The organism is Microbispora sp. NPDC046973 (assembly GCF_040644495.1).
GTDB lineage: Bacteria > Actinomycetota > Actinomycetes > Streptosporangiales > Streptosporangiaceae > Microbispora.
The window spans coordinates 200,122-219,017 of sequence record NZ_JBEYWQ010000006.1 but is presented as its reverse complement, the minus strand read 5'-3'; the positions used below and the strand labels follow the sequence as shown (position 1 = coordinate 219,017).

Annotated in this window: 19 protein-coding genes; 11 read left to right on the top strand and 8 right to left on the bottom strand. The window is 70.8% G+C overall.

Features of this window, described 5'->3' with window-relative positions:
* Nucleotides 1-9: 9 nt before the first annotated feature.
* From ABZ860_RS15005 to ABZ860_RS14990, 4 genes are all read right to left on the bottom strand, one after another.
* Complete coding sequence (locus ABZ860_RS15005; RefSeq protein WP_357220079.1) at nucleotides 10-801, bottom strand: GvpL/GvpF family gas vesicle protein; 792 nt, start codon at nucleotides 799-801, stop codon at nucleotides 10-12.
* Between the two features lies 1 nt (nucleotide 802).
* Complete coding sequence (gene gvpJ, locus ABZ860_RS15000) at nucleotides 803-1,216, bottom strand: gas vesicle protein GvpJ (RefSeq protein ID WP_357220077.1); 414 nt, start codon at nucleotides 1,214-1,216, stop codon at nucleotides 803-805.
* A gap of 78 nt (nucleotides 1,217-1,294) precedes the next feature.
* Nucleotides 1,295-2,725 carry an SRPBCC family protein gene (locus ABZ860_RS14995; RefSeq protein ID WP_357220075.1) on the bottom strand — a complete coding sequence of 477 codons (1,431 nt, stop codon included), beginning with the start codon at nucleotides 2,723-2,725 and terminating at the stop codon, nucleotides 1,295-1,297.
* A 5-nt stretch (nucleotides 2,726-2,730) separates the two neighbouring features.
* A complete protein-coding gene (locus ABZ860_RS14990; protein ID WP_357220074.1) occupies nucleotides 2,731-3,288 on the bottom strand; it encodes a hypothetical protein in 558 nt (185 codons plus the stop codon).
* A 335-nt stretch (nucleotides 3,289-3,623) separates the two neighbouring features.
* Between ABZ860_RS14990 and ABZ860_RS14985 the strand changes: the two genes are divergently transcribed.
* The 6 genes from ABZ860_RS14985 to ABZ860_RS14960 are packed head-to-tail and all read left to right on the top strand — an operon-like array spanning nucleotide 3,624 to nucleotide 6,257.
* Complete coding sequence (locus tag ABZ860_RS14985; RefSeq protein ID WP_357220072.1) at nucleotides 3,624-4,100, top strand: Asp23/Gls24 family envelope stress response protein; 477 nt, start codon at nucleotides 3,624-3,626, stop codon at nucleotides 4,098-4,100.
* Entirely contained in the window at nucleotides 4,097-4,522 is a 426-nt protein-coding gene (locus tag ABZ860_RS14980; RefSeq protein ID WP_357220070.1) for a hypothetical protein, read from the top strand. The genes ABZ860_RS14985 and ABZ860_RS14980 overlap by 4 nt, the downstream gene beginning before the upstream one ends.
* A 2-nt stretch (nucleotides 4,523-4,524) precedes the next feature.
* Nucleotides 4,525-4,710 carry a hypothetical protein gene (locus tag ABZ860_RS14975; protein WP_357220068.1) on the top strand — a complete coding sequence of 62 codons (186 nt, stop codon included), beginning with the start codon at nucleotides 4,525-4,527 and terminating at the stop codon, nucleotides 4,708-4,710.
* On the top strand, nucleotides 4,707-5,033 hold the full coding sequence (locus tag ABZ860_RS14970) for an Asp23/Gls24 family envelope stress response protein (protein WP_357220066.1): 327 nt from the start codon (nucleotides 4,707-4,709) through the stop codon (nucleotides 5,031-5,033). Before ABZ860_RS14975 ends, ABZ860_RS14970 begins: the two co-directional genes overlap by 4 nt.
* Before the next feature lie 22 nt (nucleotides 5,034-5,055).
* A complete protein-coding gene (locus tag ABZ860_RS14965) occupies nucleotides 5,056-5,664 on the top strand; it encodes a DUF6286 domain-containing protein (RefSeq protein ID WP_357220064.1) in 609 nt (202 codons plus the stop codon).
* A gap of 17 nt (nucleotides 5,665-5,681) precedes the next feature.
* Nucleotides 5,682-6,257 carry an alkaline shock response membrane anchor protein AmaP gene (locus ABZ860_RS14960; protein ID WP_357220062.1) on the top strand — a complete coding sequence of 192 codons (576 nt, stop codon included), beginning with the start codon at nucleotides 5,682-5,684 and terminating at the stop codon, nucleotides 6,255-6,257.
* A 63-nt stretch (nucleotides 6,258-6,320) separates the two neighbouring features.
* Here ABZ860_RS14960 and ABZ860_RS14955 read toward each other — a convergent pair whose 3' ends face one another.
* Nucleotides 6,321-7,121 (bottom strand): hypothetical protein, encoded by an 801-nt coding sequence (locus ABZ860_RS14955; RefSeq protein WP_357220060.1) that lies wholly within the window; start codon nucleotides 7,119-7,121, stop codon nucleotides 6,321-6,323.
* 83 nt (nucleotides 7,122-7,204) lie between these two features.
* Nucleotides 7,205-7,555 (bottom strand): DUF488 family protein, encoded by a 351-nt coding sequence (locus ABZ860_RS14950; RefSeq protein WP_357220058.1) that lies wholly within the window; start codon nucleotides 7,553-7,555, stop codon nucleotides 7,205-7,207.
* Nucleotides 7,556-7,746: 191 nt separating this feature from the next.
* On the opposite strand from ABZ860_RS14950, the gene ABZ860_RS14945 reads away from it, so the two are divergent.
* A complete protein-coding gene (locus ABZ860_RS14945) occupies nucleotides 7,747-8,874 on the top strand; it encodes a cellulose binding domain-containing protein (protein ID WP_357220056.1) in 1,128 nt (375 codons plus the stop codon).
* Nucleotides 8,875-8,928: 54 nt separating this feature from the next.
* Here ABZ860_RS14945 and ABZ860_RS14940 read toward each other — a convergent pair whose 3' ends face one another.
* Entirely contained in the window at nucleotides 8,929-13,185 is a 4,257-nt protein-coding gene (locus ABZ860_RS14940; protein ID WP_357220289.1) for a discoidin domain-containing protein, read from the bottom strand.
* Between the two features lie 478 nt (nucleotides 13,186-13,663).
* Here ABZ860_RS14940 and ABZ860_RS14935 point away from each other — a divergent pair, with 478 nt between their 5' ends.
* A complete protein-coding gene (locus tag ABZ860_RS14935) occupies nucleotides 13,664-14,578 on the top strand; it encodes a GerMN domain-containing protein (RefSeq protein WP_357220054.1) in 915 nt (304 codons plus the stop codon).
* 54 nt (nucleotides 14,579-14,632) lie between these two features.
* Here the strand turns inward: ABZ860_RS14935 and ABZ860_RS14930 are convergent, their stop codons facing one another.
* Nucleotides 14,633-15,238 carry a DUF1963 domain-containing protein gene (locus tag ABZ860_RS14930; RefSeq protein ID WP_357220052.1) on the bottom strand — a complete coding sequence of 202 codons (606 nt, stop codon included), beginning with the start codon at nucleotides 15,236-15,238 and terminating at the stop codon, nucleotides 14,633-14,635.
* 509 nt (nucleotides 15,239-15,747) lie between these two features.
* Between ABZ860_RS14930 and ABZ860_RS14925 the strand changes: the two genes are divergently transcribed.
* From ABZ860_RS14925 to ABZ860_RS14915, 3 genes are all read left to right on the top strand, one after another.
* Nucleotides 15,748-16,803 carry an endo-1,4-beta-xylanase gene (locus ABZ860_RS14925; RefSeq protein ID WP_357220049.1) on the top strand — a complete coding sequence of 352 codons (1,056 nt, stop codon included), beginning with the start codon at nucleotides 15,748-15,750 and terminating at the stop codon, nucleotides 16,801-16,803.
* Nucleotides 16,804-17,065: 262 nt separating this feature from the next.
* Nucleotides 17,066-17,434, top strand: a complete 369-nt coding sequence (locus ABZ860_RS14920; protein ID WP_357220047.1) for a group 1 truncated hemoglobin — start codon at nucleotides 17,066-17,068, stop codon at nucleotides 17,432-17,434.
* An 84-nt stretch (nucleotides 17,435-17,518) separates the two neighbouring features.
* Nucleotides 17,519-18,868 (top strand): glycoside hydrolase family 36 protein, encoded by a 1,350-nt coding sequence (locus tag ABZ860_RS14915; RefSeq protein ID WP_357220045.1) that lies wholly within the window; start codon nucleotides 17,519-17,521, stop codon nucleotides 18,866-18,868.
* Nucleotides 18,869-18,896: the final 28 nt, after the last annotated feature.

Genomic DNA, 18,896 nt, shown 5'->3' with positions numbered 1-18,896 from the left:
CCTCATGAGTCAGGTGGTGACGAAGTCGTACGGCGCCATCGGCCCGAGCAGCCGGACCTCGACCCGGTCTCCCCACTCGGAGCGCAGCTCCCCGACGGCGCGTTCGAAGTCGGCCTGGCGGTCGTTCTCCACGAGGAACGCGACGTGCGCGGCGTCTCGCTCGTGGCTGGGGTCCCGGACCACCGCGCCGGCGGTGACGGGCTCGAAGCGCTCGACGACCGCCCGGGTGTCGGCCTCGCGTTTCGCCGCGATGATCTGTGTGATCAGCTCGCCGAGGCGGATCCGTTCGCTCCGCGTCACCTCTTCCGGCAACTGCCTGATCCGGTCGCGCAGCTGCCTGGCCTCGGCGTTCTCCGTCAGCACCTCGACAAGCACCGGCTGCTCGGCGTACCGCGCCTTGAGGACGAACTGGGCGCGGCCTTCGATCTGCTTCAGTGCGGCCGCGAACGAGTCGTGGTGCGGGGCCAGCAGCTCCTCCACGACCGCTTCCGGCGTGGTCATCACGGCGCCGAACCGCAGGGGGAGCACGGGCACCTCGGCCGCGGCCTCGTCGAGCAACTGCTCGTGGGCCACCAGGTCCTGTGCGCGGCCGAGAGGGCGGTCCACGTCGACGTCGCTCACCAGGGCCGCGATCTCACCGTGCCTGACGATCGTGACCCGGCCTGGAGGTTCGCCCACCCCGACGGCGTCCTCGCTGATCTCCACGTCCTCCGGGAGGATGCCGTAGACGTAGCACGCGGTGTTGCGCGGGGGAGCCTCGGCCCGGTCGCCCGCCCCGGACTGCCTGGTGGAGCCCGTCATCTCAGTCCTCCTCCCGTCGACGCCGGCGGGCACGCGGCGCGGGTTCCTCCGCATAGCTCGCCATGAGGTCCTGCAGCTTCTCTCCGGCCGCCTCCAGCACGCCCTGGGCCACGCCCTTGGACTTGCCGTGCGCGATCTTCTGGGGCGCACTCGACAGGAGGTCCGGCAGCCCCTGCTGCTGGGACGCCAGGTCCAGCCGGTTCACCGCCTCGGCGAATCGGAGATAGGTGTCGACGCTCGCGACGACGACACGCACGTCGATGGTCAGAATCTCGATGCCGACCAGTGAGACCCGTACGTAGGCGTCGATCACGAGGCCCTTGTCCAGGATCGTGTCAATGACGTCGGCCAGGCCCGATCCCGACGACCGGCCCGGCAACCCGCCGCCACCCGCCGGTGGAACGGCTACCGTCATGCGCTTCTCCTCCCTGCTTTCTTGTCGTGTCTGCCGTCACTCGCCCCGCCCCGCCGTCTCGGCGTGCGGAGGGCTGTTCTACTCGGGGGGACGGCGGCGCCGGACCAGGGGACGGCGGCGCGCCGGTTGCTCCTCCCTCGCCCCTGCGCGGGCCTCGCCCGTCTCCTCGGACTCCTCGCTCCGGCGGCCCTGCTCGCTCCTCCGGGGCTGCTCGCCCTCGCCGCGCTCGGCCTCCGCCCCGCGCCTCCCTGCCGGTGCCCGCGCGCCGCGCTCCCCGGGCTCGTCCCCACGCCTTCGGGTGACCGGCGACCCGGCACGTCCGCCCGCCTGAGCGCCCGCGTAGGCGGGCCTGCGCGCCCGCTCGGGCTCCTCTTCTTCCTCTTCCTCCTCCTCCTCGTACGGCTCCTCCTCGTACTCCTCCGGCTCCTCGGGCTCCTCGGCTTCCTCGCGCTCCTCCGCGCCTTCTTCTTCCGGGGCCTCCTCGCCCCGCTCGCGGCCCTCGCGTTCGCGCTCCTCGCGCAGCGCCGTCTCGTGGTCCTTGACGACCTCGCTGTCGCGGATCTCGCCCCGCCAGCCCTCGATCTCGTCCGGACGCAGGAGGGCGTTGGTCATGACGTGCCGTCTGAAGTGCTTGAACTCGAGCCGGACCCGGCGGCCCTGGGCCCGCCAGAGGTTGCCGACACGCTCGAAGAGACCCTGCGGGTGGTACTCGACGACGAGCAGGACGCGGGTCAGCTCGGGAGTGATCTCGTGGAAGGTCACCGAGCCGTCGGGGAAGCCCTTCGGGCCCTGCGACCGCCAGATGATCCTGCTGTCGGGGACCTGCTCGATGATGGTCGACTCCCACGTGCGGTGGGACCAGAAGACCTGCGCCTTCCAGCCGAGCTTCTCGTCGGACTTCTGCTCGACCGTCTCGACCTTCTTCATGAAGCTCGGGAAGTCCTCGAACTGCGTCCACTGGTTGTAGACCAGGCGGATCGGCGCGCCGATGTCGAGGGTCTCAACGATGTTGGTGACCTTGAGCTTCTTGCCCTTGCGGCCCTTGCCGCCGCCACCTCCGCCCCTGCCGAACAGGCCCTTGATCTTCTCCTTGCCGTACGCCATAAGGGCCGCGCGTACGGGGTGGCCGCCTCCGCCGTCCTCGGTGAGCGCGCTGGTGAGAGCGCCGAGCAGGCCGCCTCCACCCGTCGCGCCGAGCCGGTCGGCCGCAGACTTGAGCAGGCTCCGGGCGTCCTGGCCGCGGGTGAGGCCGCCGAGCAGCCCGCCGAGCGCCTCACGTCCGCCGCCCTCCTTGCCGGTGAGCGCGCTGAACAGCCCGGAGCCGCCGTGCTCCACGTAGTCGGTGAGCCGGCCGGCCAGGCCGTCGATCCTCTCGGCGACCCGGGACAACGCGCGCTCGGCCACGGCAGTGGCGAGATTCTGGAACTCCTGCCCGAGCCGCTGCGTGGGCAGCGCCTCTTCGTCCGGCGCCCGTGTGCCCTGGGTGCGTTCCCGCGTCTGTTCGGTCATCGGTCTCACCTCCTCCGCAGCACGGGGCGGGTGGGACGGATCCGGGGACGGCGCCGCTCCTCGGGTTCGGGCTCTTCCGCCTCCTCCTCGTACGGCTCCTCCTCGTACTCCTCTTCCTCCTCGTAGGCCTCTTCGGGCTCAGGCTCGCGCTCCGGGCGGCGGCGGGGCACCCGGCGGCGGCCCTCCTCCGGACGTCCCTTCTCTCCTTCCTCTTCCTCCTCCTCCGCGGCCCGGCCCCGGCCCTTGGGCTGCCGGAGCGCCTCGGCGCGTTCGTGCAGCTTGTCGCTCAGGTTGTCGATCTGGCGGCTGGTGGCGCGCATGGCCGCCGCCTTGCCGATGTCCAGCAGGTCGCCGCGGACGCGCTCGGTGATCTTTCCGAGGTCGGGGGCGGCACCGCCGAGGATCTTGGGGACCTGTTCGAGGAGGGCTCCCGCGGCGCCCTCTCCCTTGAGGCGGGCGGCGAGGATGGCCAGCGCGAGCACCAGCGCCAGGCGCAGCTTGTGATGCCGGCCGAGGTAGTAGCCCGCGATGACTGCCAGGGCCACCTTCAGTCCGTCTTTCATGATCGCGCCTCCTACTGGCCGCCCCCCGAAGCGCCGTTCCGGCATCCGCCCGTCTCGCCCGTACGGCACTGCGATCCGACTGAACGGTATGAATGCCCTAGACAGGCACACGAAAACTCGATCGGGTACATACCGGGCAGTTTTGGCCGGACTTGATCCCGGTGTTAGGGCTGTCCGCTGCGGCCCCGGCCGAGCTCGCCGGTCTTGGCGTGTTGGAGGCGTTCCGATGACCCAAACTCGCCCTACCAGGGATGATTACTGTGTGCAAACCGGGTATCACGGGCGTGTACCGGCGGTAAGCGGTACCTACCGCGCGCGCGAAGCGGGGGAGTCACATGACTGAGACCAGAACGTCGACCGCGACCGTCGAGCCGGTGCCCGGGCGGTCCCTCGCGGCGCAGGGCGGCTCCGCACTGGTGACGGAGCGGGGCCGCACCACGATCGCCGACGAGGTGGTCGCCAAGATCGCCGGCATGGCGGCCCGCGAGATCGACGGAGTCCACGACTTCGGCACCGGCACGGCCCGCGCGTTCGGCGCGATCAGGGGCGCCCTCGGCGGGGAGGACGGTGTCACCCGGGGCATGTCGGTGGAGGTCGGCGAGCGGCAGGCCGCCGTGGACATCCACCTCATCGTCGAGTACGGCGTCGCGATCCCCGACCTCGCGCAGGCGGTGCGGAGCCATGTGATCCGCGCGGTGGAGCGCATGTGCGGGCTGGAGGTCACCGAGGTCAACATCGCGGTCGACGACGTCCACCTGCCGAGGCAGCAGGAGCCGCAGGGGCCCTCGGACGGGGAGCCGCGGGTCCAATGAGCGCCGTCCCGGAGAGCGCGGGGGCGGAACGCGGCGGCCGGCGGGTCGCGGCGCCCGAGGGAGCCGGGTCCGGTTCCCCGGGCGGCTCGCCGCCGGAGCGGGACGCCGGAGCGGGGCGGGAAGACGAGGCACACGAGGTCTCGGCCCGCCGGATCGCGGACCGTGTGCTGTCGTGTCCCGACGTCGCCGACCTGTCCCGGGGACCGTTCGGTGTCGTCGCGACGCACCTGCCCGGTGGTCTGGTGCCCGGCGTCGCCGTACGGGACGACGCGATCGAGGTCGACATCGTCGCCCGGTACGGCAGGCCGCTGCCGGAGATCGCCGACCTGGTCCGCGACGCGATCGGCGGCCTGGCGGGCGGCCGCAGGGTGGACGTGACGATCGCCGACGTGGTCACAGACGGCGGCGGAAGAAAGGAATGATCATGGAAGGCTATCCGCTCTGGGGCCTCGCGGGGCTGCTGTTCGGCACGGTGCTTGGGGTGGTCGGGGCCTTCGGCGGCCTCACCGCGTTCATCATCGTCCTGGTCCTCGGCGTCGTCGGGTTCCTCGTCGGCCTGGTGCTCGAAGGCGGCGTACACCTGCCGCAGATGCACCCGAGACGGCAATGAGCGTGCCCACGGCGCACGGCACGACGACGATCTCGGACCGCGCCTTCACGAGGATCGCCGAGAAACTGGCGAGCGAGGACGAGCACGTGACCGGCCGGCCCCACGTGTCGGCGTCGGTGTGCGGAGCGGTCGCGGCGGTCCACTGCGATCTGGCCGTGCGCTATCCGGCGCCGGTGCCGCGGCTGGCCGCGAAGATCCGCGAGCACGTCCGGCGCCGGCTGCGCGAGCTGACCGGCGTCGCCGTGGAGAACGTGGACATCGAGGTCGTGGAGCTGGTGCCGGAGCAAAGGTCCGGGCGCGGGCCCGGGCGCACGCTCGCGTGAAGGCCCGAGCGGAGGGATGGCGATGACCGAAGGCCGAGGGCCGTCTGAGAAGGTGCCGCACTTCGTCCCGATGCGGGGGTTCGGGGCCGGAGGAGCCGCCCGGGCCTTCCGGCCCAGCCGCGGGTTGCCGGCCGCGGTCGCCGCGCTGGCGCTGCTGGCGATCGGGGGCCTCACCGCCGTCCACGTGGTCTCCGCGCTGCTGGGGCTCCCCGTCAGGCTCGTGCCGTACGAACAGTGGGCCCGCTGGGCGAGCACCACGCCCTGGGACGACGGCCGGGTTCTCGCGGTGGCCTCCGCGCTGGCCCTGATCGGCCTGGTGCTGATACTGATCGCGGCCGTCCCCGGCCGGGGACGCATGATCGCGCTGCGCACCGGGGACCCCGACCTGGTGGTCGGCCTGCCGCGCCGCGCGCTGGCGCGGGCGCTGCGGGCCAAGGCGAACGGCGTGGACGGCGTGCGCGCGGCCGGAGCGCGGATGCGCGGCTGGCACGCGGACGTGTCGGTCCGGACGGACCTGCGCGACACGGCGGCGCTCGGGGAGCGCGTGCGGGCGGCCGTCGAGGACGAACTGGCCCGGCTCGCCCCCGCCCACCGCGTCTCGCTGCACCTGCGCGTCCACGGCCCGTCCTAGGTGAAGGAGGCAGGACCGTGAAGACGAGATCGGGCATGGGCAACCGGATCGGCCTTGCGCTGGTCGGCCTGGTTCCGCTGGCCGCGGGCGGCCTCGCGCTCGCGCGGGCGCTGGGCGCCTTCGGCGACGCCGCGGTGCGGGGGCCGGTGGTGGACGCCGGGGCCAGGAGCTTCGCGGCGACCACACCGTGGTTCTGGCCGGTCGTGGCCGCCGCCGGATTCGTGATCGGGCTCATCGGGCTGGCCTGGCTGCTGGCGCTGCTGCGCGTCGACCGGCCGCGGCGGCTGCGCCTGGAGTCGGGCACGTCCGGGGTCACCGAGGTCGACGCGCATCCCGCGAGCGAGGCCCTGGCCGAGCAGGTCAGCGCTTACCCGCAGGTGCGCCGGGCGCACGCCGTGCTGCGCGGCCCGTCCGACGACCCGCACCTCGACCTCGGCGTCTCCGCCGTGGAACCGGCCGATCTCGGGGCGCTGGTCACCCGCCTGCACGAGGAGGCCGTCCCCGACCTGCGCACCACGCTCGGCCTGCGCCGCCTCCCGGCGATGGTCCGGCTCAACCTCACCGGCGGCCGCCGCACCCGCGCGGTCCACTGAAACCGGAACACCGAGCGCGGAAGGCGGAGGGCGGCACACCCGGAGTGCCGCCCTCCGTGGTCGTCACAGGTCGTCGTTCTTGGTGCTACAGGTGACGCCGAAGGCGACCTGGCTGGAGCCCTGGTAGGGCGACAGGATCTCCACCTTGAAGTAGCCGTTCTCGGACACGTTCGTTCTGTATCGGGCGGTGATGGTCTGCTGCTGCGCCCCTGTCGAGCCGAACGTGGCGCTCCCGTCGGCGAAGGACACCCACTGGTTGCGGGTCTGGGTGCTCCTGCGCCACCAGCGGTAGCCGATGGTGGAGGGGCCGTCGGCCACACCGAGCTTCGCGGTGAGCTGGAACTCCGCGGGCTGGCCGGGTCTGCACCCCTCGTCCATGCGCTGCTTGCCGATGTCGGACAGCGTCGGCTTGGCGATCAGGCAGACCGTGTTGAACGACGCGTTCTGGGTCTCGGCGACGCCGGCGGGCTCGACGACCCTGAGGCGCATGTAGCCGCTGAGACTCGTAGCCCGGTAGAAGCCGTTGACGACCGTCTTGGTGCCCGGGGCGTCGAACGTCACCGAGACGGGTTCGGGGCCCGGCCACGGCTGCTCCTGCTGGTTGATCCAGACATACTTCACGGTCATCGGCCTGGAGACGGTGATCTTCGCGGAGACCTCGTGGGGCAGGCCGTACGGCGTCTCGGTGCACGGGCCGGTGTAGGAGGACGGGGTGACCTGCATATCCGAGGCGATCACCTCCGTGTTCGCCGTCGCGGCGGCGCTGCGCGCCGCGGTCGCCTGCTGCACGGGTACGGCGAGCAGCAGCCCCGCCAGCAGCACACCGGCCGTTCCCAGTCTGCGGAGAAACGCTGGACGTCTCACATGACACCCCTTCTGTGATCGGAAGGCGCTCATGGTCTCCGCCCCGGATGGGAGTCAACTTGCGGATCACTGCAATGGGCGGGTCAGCCCGACAGGACCTCGGCGAGGACGGCGGCCTGGCTGTGCTCGACGTCCCTGGTCGCGGTGAGCAGGGTCAGCGGGCCGCTCTCCATGAGCCGGCGCAGCCGGTCGAGGGCGGCCTGCCGCTCGGGATCGTCCAGCTCGGCGAGGTAGCGGCTGCGGAACTCGCCGAACCTCTCGGGGACGTGGCCGTACCAGGAGCGCAGGGCGCCGGACGGCGCCACGTCCTTGACCCATTCGTCCAGGTGAGCGGCCTCCTTGGTGAGGCCGCGCGGCCACACCCGGTCGACCAGCACCCGTGTGCCGTCCCCGGGCGCGGGGTCCTCGTACACGCGGCGGACCGTGACGGACATCGCTCCCACCTCCTCCTGCGCCATACTCCCCGGCGGGCGGCGGCGCACGCCGGTGTCCGGCAGCCGGACAGCGCGTGTGACTGAAAGTTTCACTTTCCGTAAGGGCGTTGTCGCTGGTCGGGGTTTCGTCCAAGTTGTCGATCAAATCGACCCATGTCGCCCGCCTTGCCCCGATGTCTATCGTCCGGGACATGAAGATGCGAATGATCACGGCGGGCCTCGCCATGCTCGGCTCGATCGCCGCGTCGCTCGTCGTCGGTCAGGCGGCGCACGCGGACACGACGATCTGCGAGAAGTACGGATCGACCACGATCCAGGGCGGCAAGTACGTCGTCATGAACAACGTGTGGGGGAGCAGCGCCCCGCAGTGCATCAACGTCACGAACACCGGCTTCACGGTGACGCAGGCGGGGCACAACAACACGGGCGGCACCCCGGCGGCGTACCCGGCCATCTACGCCGGCTGCCACTACGCCAACTGCTCCAGCGGCAGCGGCCTGCCCCTCCAGGCGAGCAACAGCCAGTTCAACACGGTGCAGACCAGCGTCAGCATGAGCTACCCCGGCTCGGGCGTCTACGACGCGGCGTACGACATCTGGTTCGACCCGACGCCGCGCAAGGACGGCCAGAACACCGGCGCCGAGATCATGGTGTGGCTCAACCACACCGGCTCGGTGCAGCCCGTGGGCTCCCGGGTGGGCACGGCGAACATCGCCGGCGGCACCTGGGACGTCTGGGAGGGCAACATCGGCTGGAACGTCATCTCCTACGTCCGCACCTCGCCGACGAACTCGATCAGCTTCGCCGTCCGCTCGTTCTACGACGACGCGGTGAACCGCGGCTACGCCCAGCGGTCGTGGTACCTCACCAGTGTCCAGGCGGGATTCGAGCCCTGGATCGGCGGCACCGGCCTCGCGGTGAACAACTTCTCCTACAGCATCGGCGGCGTGGTCCAGAGCCCCTCGCCGACGCCCACCGCCAGCCCGACCCAGGGCAACGGCGGCGGCGCGTGCCGGGTGAGCTACAGCAAGAACGAGTGGCAGGGCGGCTTCACCGGCAACGTGACCGTCACCAACACCTCCTCCAGCTCGGTCAACGGCTGGAACGTCGGCTTCACGTTCCCGAACGGCCAGAAGATCACCGGCTACTGGGGTGCCGACGTCACCCAGAGCGGGTCGTCCGTGAGCGCGAGGAACCTGTCCTACAACGGGTCGATCCCGGCCGGCGGCAACGTCTCGTTCGGCTTCCAGGGCACCTGGAGCGGCTCGAACGGCAACCCCACCGGTTTCACGCTGAACGGCACCCCCTGCTCGTCCTGAACACGTGAGAAGGCGCCGCCGGAGGGAGGTCCCTCCGGCGGCGCCGTCACATCGTCAGGGGTTGATGTTGATCGTGAAGGTGGACGTCGTGTTCTTGACGTCCTGGTAGTTGTCGCTGAGCTTCAGGTTGTTGAAGGTCACCGACCCGACCGCCGGCCCCTGGTCGGGCTCCGGCAGCTCGTTCGCCCAGAGGCCGAAGCCCGACTTCGCGTCGAACGCGTCACCGCTCTTGTGCGCGCCGGAGATCGAGATGTTGGTGAAGACGGTGTCCTTGATGGGGTTGACCGGCTGACCGCCGATGTACTGGGTCTGGAACATGATCCCCGAGTACGTCGGATCGACGATGTCCACGTTGCTGACCCGGATGCCCTGGAAGACCTTCGAGGCGGAGAACAGCCAGATCGCCGGGAAGGTCTGCTGACCCCAGAAGTGGCCGCCCGCGCGGACGATCGAGATGTTGTCGAACACCGTGGGCGGGCTCGCGCCGAAGCCGTTCATCGGGTAGCCGAAGTCGAGCGAGCTGATCGTGATGCCGGAGTAGGTCAGCGTGTCCGCGATGTAGATGTTCCTGAACGTGTTCGCGTACCCGCCGTACACCGCGATGCCGGCCGCGCGCCACGGCAGGATCGCGGTCAGGTTCTCGTAGACGTTGTTCTTCTCGTCGGCGCCTCCCGCGTCGATGGCCGAGAACAGCGCGAAGCTGTCGTCGCCGGTCGTCCTCGCCTCGTTGTTCGAGACGAGGTTGTCCGTGCTGCCGTTGGTCATGTTGACGCCGTCGGCGAACGTGTCACGGATCCGCGAGTTCCTGATCGTGATGTTGTCGGTGTTGGCGCCCCAGTACATGCAGACCTGGTGCTCGACCCAGATGTTGTCGATCGTCATGTTCGCGACGTTCTGCCAGTCGAACACCTTGCCCGGCCCGTCGATGCGGCTGGTGTAGTTGCCGAAGTAGGCGAACCCGGAGAACGTCGAGCCGTTGGCCGACGCCTCCGCCCGGAAGCCGACGTCGGTGTTCTCCTGGTTGGAGGGCGCGGAGAAGCGGGTGAACCACGGCCCGGCGCCGACCACCTTGACCGCCTTGCCGTACACCTGGAACTTGCCCGACGTCTGGTAGTCGCCGGCCGGCAGGTAGACGCCCACGAGCTTGCCCGTGGTGTCCATCCGCACCTTGTCGAGCGCGTTCTGCACGTCCTGGTGGGTGAACCCGGCCGGGACGGCGTACGTCGCGGGGTCGGGGTTGGGGATCGCCGACGCCTGCTCCAGGTTGACGAAGTCGATCGCGTACGTGGAGGTGTTGGCGGCGTCCTTCTGCAGCCGGATCTTGCTGCCCTTGGGGACGGTCGTCCCGAGCAGGACGCCGGCCTCGTCGTAGATGTGCCGCGGGGCGCCCGCGCCCGGCGAGTTGCCCGGGCCCGCCTCCGGGCCGTACAGCCACGCGTACTTCGAGGTCAGGTTGATCGCCTTGAGGAAGGTGCCGTTGACGTAGACGTTCAGCGTGGCGTCGGTGCCGCCGCCGCCCGCCGCGTCGGGGATGGAGAAGCGGGTGACCAGGGTGTTCGTGTCGGCCCTGGCCGTCCACTCCACGTAGCTGCCGGTGGTGGTGAGCCGCACGGCCTTGCGGCCGGACGCCTCGCCGGCCAGGTCGCCGATGGTCCGGTTCGGGCCGACGACCGTCGCCCCGCCGCCGGTCACGCCGTCCTCGGCCTCGTACATGTCGTAGGGCATGTTCGCGCCGCGGCCGACGAAGAACGGCAGCGTGGAGGTGTTGTTGGCCTGCTTGACCGGCAGCTCGTTCGCGTCGGCGGCGAGCACGGTCTTCACCGTGTATCTGCCGTTGGCGGCCGTCCACGTGCCCAGGGAGACCGGGCTCGTGGTGGACCCGGCCGCGATCGCGCCGCTGTAGGAGCCGGTCAGCGTCTTGACCACGGTCCCGGAGTCGTTGGCGATCGTGAGCGTGATCCCGTGGGCGCCGCTCGCCGACGCGACCGTGCCCTGGTTCTTGATCGCCACGGTGAACGTCACCGTGCTGCCGCCCGCCGGGTTGCCGGGCGACCAGCTCACCGGGGAGGCCACCAGGTCGGAGCTGTCCACCGGCTTCACGACCAGCGGGGAGGAGGCGGTGAAGGCGTTGTTGGTCTCGTTCTGCTCGATCACCGTGTTCGACTCGTCGACCTTGGCGCTCAGCGGGTAGCTGCCCGCGTCACGCTGGCCGATGTTCGCCGTCACGGTGGCCGAGGCGCCGGCCGCGAGCGCGCCGACCGAGGCGGTGCCGACCTTGGTCCCGCCCAGGTAGAAGTTCACGGTGGTGGCGCCGGAGCCGAGGCTGCCCGCGTTGCGCACCGTCGCCGACAGCGTGACGGCGTCGGTCTCGACCGGGGACGCGGGGGAGGCGGACAGGGAGGTCACGGTCAGGTCGGGGTTGGGCGCAGGGGAGCCGATCACCTGGAACTCGGCGACCTGTCCGGCCGGGGCGCCGGAGTTGGCGGTGAACTTGAGCTGCACGTCGGCGACCGTGCCGGAGACCGGGATCGTCACCGTGTTGCCGCTCGCGGGGTTGAAGGTGTAGGTGGCCGCGCCGGCCAGGTTGGTGAACCCGGACGCGCTCTGCTCGCGGCCCAGCACCTGGATCGTCTGCGTACGGGTGGACCAGGCGGCGTCGGGGTTGAGTTTGAGGACGACCGAGCTCACGACCGCGTTGGCCCCGAGCTGGACGGTCAGCGTCTGCGGGTAGGAGCCGCCCGCGCCCTCCCAGTAGGTGGTCACGTCGTTGTCGTTGGCGTTCGCGGCGACGTATGTGAACGTGGAGGAGGAGGCGGTGATCGGCTTGCCGACGGCCATGTTCGAGCCGCCGCCCGTGCCGTTGCGGGTCACGGTGTTGCTGTTGATCGACTCGTTGCCGGCCGCGTCCCTGGCCCGCACGTAGTAGGACACGGTGGCGCTGGTGGGCTGGGTGTCGGTGTAGGTCGTGGTGTTCCCGGCGACGCTGCCGCGCAGCACGTTGTTCGCGTAGACGTCGTAGCCGGTGACGCCGACGTTGTCGACGGAGGCGGTCCAGGTGAGCTTGACCTGCCCCGGCGTGGTCTCGGTGTAGGCGAGGTTCGAGGGCGCGGTCGGGGCCTGGGTGTCGCCGGTCGAGCCCTTGCGGGTCACCGTGTTGCTGTCGGCCGACTCGTTGCCGGCCGCGTCCCTGGCCCGCACGGAGTAGGACACGGTGGCGTCGGCCGGCTGGGTGTCGGTGTAGGTCAGGACGTTCCCCGCGACGCTGGTGCGCAGCACCCCGTTGGCGTAGACGTCGTAGCCGGTGACGCCGACGTTGTCCGTCGAGGCCGACCAGGTGAGCCTGATCTGGCCCGCGCCTGGCTCGGTGTAGGCGAGGTTCGACGGCGCGGTCGGGGCCTGGGTGTCACCGGTGGGCGCCGGGCCGTACACCTCGAACTCGGAGATCTGCCCGGCCGGCCATGCGGTGTTGGCGGTGACGTTGATCCGGACGTACCGGACGTTGGCGGTGGAGAAGCCGATCGTGACCGTGTTGCCGCTCGCGGGGTCGAAGGCGCGGCCCGCGGAGGCGGCGAGGGTGGAGAAGTTCGTGCCGTCGGTGCCGCCCTGCACGGCGAGCGTCTCGGTGCGGGCCTCCCAGGCAGGCGGGAGCTTCAGCACCACCTTGTTCACCGCGGTCGAGGCGCCGAGGTCCACCTGGAGCCATTGGGGGAAGGCGTTGTTGGCGCTCTCCCAGTAGGTGGCCTGGTTGCCGTCGTTGGCGTTGCCCGCGCCGTACACGTCGGCGTGCGCGCTCTCCTTCATGGTCTTGCCGAGCGCGAGGTTGCCGGAGGCGGTGGCGGCGCCGTACACCTCGATCTCGGACAGCTGCGCCGCGGGCCAGCCCGTGTTGGCGGTGACGTTGATCCGGACATACCGGGTGGTGGTCGCGGTGAAGCCGATCGTCACCACGTTGCCCGATCCGGGGGCGAAGGAGCGGCCGGCCGAGCTCGCGATCGTGCTGAAGGAGGACCCGTCGGTGCTGCCCTGCACCGACAGCGTCTGGGTGCGGGCCTCCCACGTCGCCGGCAGCTTGAGCACGACCTGGTCGACGCTCGTCGCGCCGCCGAGGTCGACCTGTGCCCACTGCGGGAAGGCGTTGTTCGAGCTCTCCCAGTAGGTGCCCTGGTTGCCGTCGGTGAGGTTGCCCGCGACGTACGGGCTGTTGCTGCTGCTCGCGGTCACGGTGCGGCCGGCGGCGAGGTTGGGGCCGCCGGCGGCGGAGGCGGGGGAGAGGGGCGCGGCCACGGCGAGCAGGCAGGCCGCGGCCACCACAGCGATCAAGCGCAATAACGGGACACGTGTTTTCGACATTTGCGTTCCTCTGTCCGGCAGGAACCGACCGGCGGGTCATCCGATCCGCGGTCGTGGGGGGATTTCGGAGATCGGGGCCGGACGGGGTCGCGGCGGCGACCGGTTGCCCACTGCCGTGGCCGACATCACCTCATGTCCTTTCCTGCGAAAGGTGACGGTGGCGGGGCGCACGGACGCAGTGCTTCCTGCCGGAACTTGCGGAGATCCGCAAAGTCTCGATTTAGAGCTGCAAATTCCTTACATTAGGTTGCCCAGATGTTACATAGGGGCCACTGTGTCGTCAATGGGTCGGAAAAGCCGGACGGAAGGTGACAGGTCTGTCCCGTCCCCGACCGGGCCCTACCTGGGGATACTTCAAGTGGGCGCCGGTCCGGATCGCGGTCCTGCGCCCGCCCGCGGGTCCCCCAACTCGCGAAAGGAACCCGGCAGAGGAGCCCTCATGTTTCTGCCCCCCAGACGCTTGCTCGCGGCGTTGGCCGTGCCGCTGGTGAGCCTGTCGGCGGCCCCGGCCGCCGCGACACCCGCCCCGTCGAACGCGGCCGTGCACGCGGCCCCGCGCGTGGCGACCCTGGTCGACGTGCGCGCCTCGCACCAGCCCGGACTCGACCGGGTCGTCTTCGAGTTCCGCGGACCGCTCCCGGCGCGGCGCGACGCCGGCTATGTGTCCCGGCTGATCGCCGACGGCTCGGGCCGCACGGTCCCGGTGGCCGGCGACGCGATCCTCGGGCTGCGCTTCGGCGGCGCGACCGGCCACGACGGGAGCGGGCGCCCCACCTACGGGCCCGCCCGCGAGACCTTCGCGCTGCCCGGCGTGATCCAGGTCGTCAACGCGGGCGACTTCGAGGCGGAGCTCACGTTCGGCATCGGCCTGGCCCGGAAGGCGTCCTACCGCGTCTACACCCTCACCCATCCGAGCCGGGTGGTCGTGGACGTCAAGACGCCCTACCGGACGGTGCCGGTGCGGACGTACTTCCTCGACTCCCGGGCGTACGCGGCGGGGCGGCGGCCGTACTTGACGGCGGTGTCGCGGCCGGTGACGCCGCCGTCCATCGCGCGCGGCGCGCTCCAGCGGCTGTTCGCCGGGCCGACGCAGGCGGAGTACGCCAAGGGGCTGCGCTTCGTCGCCTCGGGCGCCACCGGAGTCCGGTCCGTCGTCGTCCGTGACGGGGTCGCCCACGTGCGGCTCACCGGTTCCCTGGGCAGCGGCGGGTCGGCGTTCACGGTCGCCGACGAGATCACGCCCACGCTCAAGCGGCTTCCCGGTATCCGGTGGGTGAAGATCTACGACGCCCACGGCCGCACCGAACGCCCGAAGGGGCACTCCGACTCCGTTCCGGAGAGCCTGGAACCGTGACGGCGGGAGGGCCGGGGCGCCCCGGCCCTCCTCCTTCGTCCGCGACCGCCGGGGTCAGTGCCCCTGGACGTCGAGGTGGACCTTGGAGAAGTCGCGCGCCGCCAGATGGTCCTTGCGGATGCCCCAGATGAGCCACGCGCCGTCGCCCCAGGTCATCCCGGCCCTGGTGTCCTCTGCCACCTGCAGCAGCGTGACCCACTGGCGCGCCTCCTCCTGGAAGGCCGGATCGCCGTACCAGCCGGTGCCGGCGGCATGCGCCGCCACGGCCTCGATCGGGCTGTGGAGCCCGTCGGAGTATCCGCCCACCTGATGCGGCGGCCCGTCCCTTCCCCCGTCTTCGAACAGCTGGAGCCGCTGCTCGAAGACCTCACCGGTGTCCTCGTCCAGCACGTGGTGCCACACCAGGTCCTCGGCCTCCTCGAGGCTCCCGAAGACATCCACGAGGGCGGGGTGGTTCCGCGGCGGCCAGGTCGGCTCGGTGGCCGCGGCGAGCGGCAACTCGGCGTACACCTCGACGCGGTCGTCCGGCGCGGGCCGCTCGGCGACCGCGGTTCCGCGCGGCACGTAGATCACTTGGTGCTGCCTCGCGTCGGTCGTGGCGAAGAACAGCAGCGTGCCGGCGCCGGGCAGGGCGACGTCCACCTCGTAGCGCGCCAGCACCCCCGCAGTCGAGCTCGGCGACGAACGACATCGGCCGGCCCCCGTCGGGGAGGGATGGCCATGCCATGCCGTCCGGCAGCTTCGGAAGACCCCCGAGCCGCCCGGCCACGCTCTCCCCGTCCTCTGCGGCGGACAGCCGGATGGCCGGCCGTAACAGCCCGATCAGTCGCTCCGCGCTGTCCTCCGGCAACTCCTCGCGCGCGAACTCCGCGAAGTAGATCACCCAGTCCTTCATGCCGCCCATCATGCTTCCCGGGTACGACAGACCCGTCACGCGCGCCCTTTACGGCCCTTCTCAGTGAAAGTTTCGGACTAGTTTGTGGCTCTCTGCTGGCGTTCCCGCTGGTAACTCTCGCATTTGTCATGCGGTATTGACCCGAGACAGGTCAGTTCGTAGGGTACGTCAACAGAAAGTTAGGGGATTGTTTCGAAAAGTTTCGACTTTCGGGCATTCCCGGCTTGTGCATCTGGACGTCCGACCACGTACCCCCGACCGGAGGACCTTCCTCATGCTGCACCGATTCGCCGCGGCCCTCGCCGCGGCCGGGCTCGCCACCGCGCTCGCGGCGGCCCCCGCCTCCGCCCACCCCGACGGGCGCCACGACAAGACCCTGGGTGAGCTGGCCGCCGCCACGCACCGCTATTTCGGCTCGGCCACCGACAACCCCGAGTTCTCCGACGCGGCGTACCTCAAGATCCTCGGCAGCGAGTTCAACTCCACCACGGCGGGAAACGCGCTCAAGTGGTACGCCACCGAGCCGCAGCAGGGGGTGTTCGACTTCACCCAGGGTGACCAGGTGCTCGACTTCGCCCGCAAGCACCACATGTCCTTCCGGGCGCACACCTTGGTCTGGCACAACCAGCTCCCCGACTGGCTGAACAACGGCACCTTCACCGCCGACCAGCTCCGGGCGATCCTCAGGAACCACATCCTCACGGAGGCCCGCCACTACCGGGGCAAGGTCTACTCCTGGGACGTCGTCAACGAGGCGTTCAACGAGGACGGCACCTACCGCGACACGATCTTCTACCGGACGCTCGGCCCCGGCTACATCGCCGACGCGCTGCGCTGGGCGCGCCAGGCCGACCCGCACGCCAAGCTCTACCTGAACGACTACAACCTCGAGGCGATCGGGCCGAAGAGCGACGCGTACTACAACCTCGTGAAGCAGCTCAAGGCCCAGGGCGTGCCGATCGACGGCGTCGGTTTCCAGGGGCACCTCGCGCTGCAGTACGGCTATCCGGACACGCTCCAGCAGAACCTGCAGCGCTTCGCCGACCTCGGCCTGGACGTGGCCATCACCGAGCTGGACATCCGCATGTACGTGCCGGCCGACGAGGCCAAGCTCGCGACCCAGGCCGACTGGTACGCCAGGGTGACCAAGGCGTGCCTCGCCGTCCGCCGCTGCGTCGGCATCACGATCTGGGACTACACCGACAAGTACTCCTGGATCCCCGCCGTCTTCCAGGGTGAGGGCGCGGCCCTGCCGTACGACGAGAGCCTCCAGCCCAAGCCGGCCTACTACGCGATCCGCGACGCCCTGCGCGGCGCCGGAAGGCACTGACCCTCCCCGCGACGGTGCCCGTGCCCATCGGGGGCCGGGCACCGTCTCACGTTCACGAGAGGCCTGAGAGGTCGATGGAAGCCCCATGACGGCAGGCGGGCACTCGTCATCGCAGGTGAATGAGTTCAAGAAAGAGCTCTTTCGGTCGTGTCGACGGGGTGAGCGCCCGGCTACGTATGTATTCCCGCCCGGTAATCGGCCCGCAACGACTCGTGGCGATCGTCGTGGCGACGAGGTCACGCACACGCGGGAGGAAAGCGCTATGGCGTCCATCTTCGATCGGATCGGCGGTTCGGACGCGGTCGCGGCCGTGGTCGACGAGTTCTACGCCCGGGTCGTCGCCGACCCGATGCTGCGGGGCTACTTCGCGGACGTCGACATGGCCGGGCTCAAGGCGCACCAGCGCAGCTTCGTCGCCGCGGCGCTCGGCGGCCCGCAGGAATACCGGGGCAAGTCGATGGACGAAGCGCACGCCGGGCTCGGCGTCACGGCGGAGGAGTTCGACCAGGTGGTCGTCCACCTGGCCGGGGCGCTGGAGTCGTGCGGTGTCGACGCCGAGACGATCGGTTCCATCGCCGGAGCGCTCGCACCGCTGAAGGAGCAGGTCGTGCAGAGCGCCGTCGCGGCCTGACGAACCGCCGTCGGCGTGCCCGATCCGTCCACCGGGTGAGACGGCCCTTGACCCTTAACCGGTTCATGGATGAACTGGCCGGTGATGGAATCGCGATTCGAGGACGTCGCCGCCCTGGGCGTGGACCCGGCGAGGGCACGGGTCTACGCGGAGGGCTGGCAGTCCTGGAGCGTCACCGCCGCCCTCCCCCTGACGGAGACGCCCTATCGGGTGACCCTGCCGAACTCGCTGGTCATCGACTGCCACTACGGCTCCGCCCCGGACGAGGGCGTGTTCCGGGGCGAGGGGCTGCTGGCCGTCGATCCCGGGGACGGCGGCCCCGTCCACGTCTTCGGCGCCGCGAGCGCCGCGACGGCCGCCTCCCGCGTGCCCGTCGTCGAGGCGCGGCCGCGCGGCGGCCAGGTCGTGATCGCGTCGGACGCCTCCGTGCGCCACATGGAGCATGAGGGCGGGCTGGAGGCGGCGCTGGCCCGCTGGGGCGACGCCTTCGCCGAGCGGGCCGGCGTGCTCGCGCGCCCGTCGCCCACGGTCTGGTGCTCGTGGTACCAGTACTTCTCGGAGGTCACCCAGGAGGACGTCGCGGAGAACCTCGCGGCCATGGACGACCTGGCGGTCCCCGTGGACGTCGTGCAGATCGACGACGGTTACCAGGCCGCGCCGGGCGACTGGCTGACGTCCTCCGGCCGGTTCGACGACCTGCCCGGGCTGATCCGGCGCATCCGTGAGCACGGACGGCGGGCCGGGATCTGGATCGCCCCCATGGTCGTGGCCCGCACGAGCGCGCTCTTCGCCGCGCACCCGGAGTGGCTGGTGCGCGATCCCGCCTGCGGCGACCCGGTCTTCGCGGGGGACGTCCTCGGCGACTCCTGCGCCGCGCTCGACCTCACCCACCCCGGCGCGGCCGAATACCTGGCGGGCACGCTGCGGACCATGCGCGGCTGGGGCATTGACTACTTCAAAATCGACTTCGTGTACGCGGGGGCGCTGGAGGGTCGCCGCCACGAGGACGTGACCGGCGTGGAGGCCTACCGCCACGGCCTGCGGCTCATCCGCGAGGCGATCGGTCCCGAGGCGTACCTGCTGGGGTGCGGTGCGCCGATCCTGCCCTCGGTCGGCATGGTGGACGCGATGCGGGTGGGCCCGGACATCGCGGCGTACTGGCAGAACCCGAGCGGGCACCCGTCCGAGCCCAGCCAGGCCAACGCCACCAGGAACACCGTGGCCAGGGCGTGGCAGCACGGCAGGTTTTGGATCAACGACCCCGACTGCCTCATGCTCCGGCCCGAGGTCGAACGGCGGGAGGACTGGGCGCGCACGGTCGAGCGGTACGGCGGCCTGCGGGCCTCGAGCGACCGGCTGCGCGGCCTGGACGAGTGGGGGCTGGAGACCACCCGCCGCCTGCTCACTCCCGCCGACCCCACCCCGCTCGTCTGACCCACCCCGCTCGTCTGACCCGCGCCGC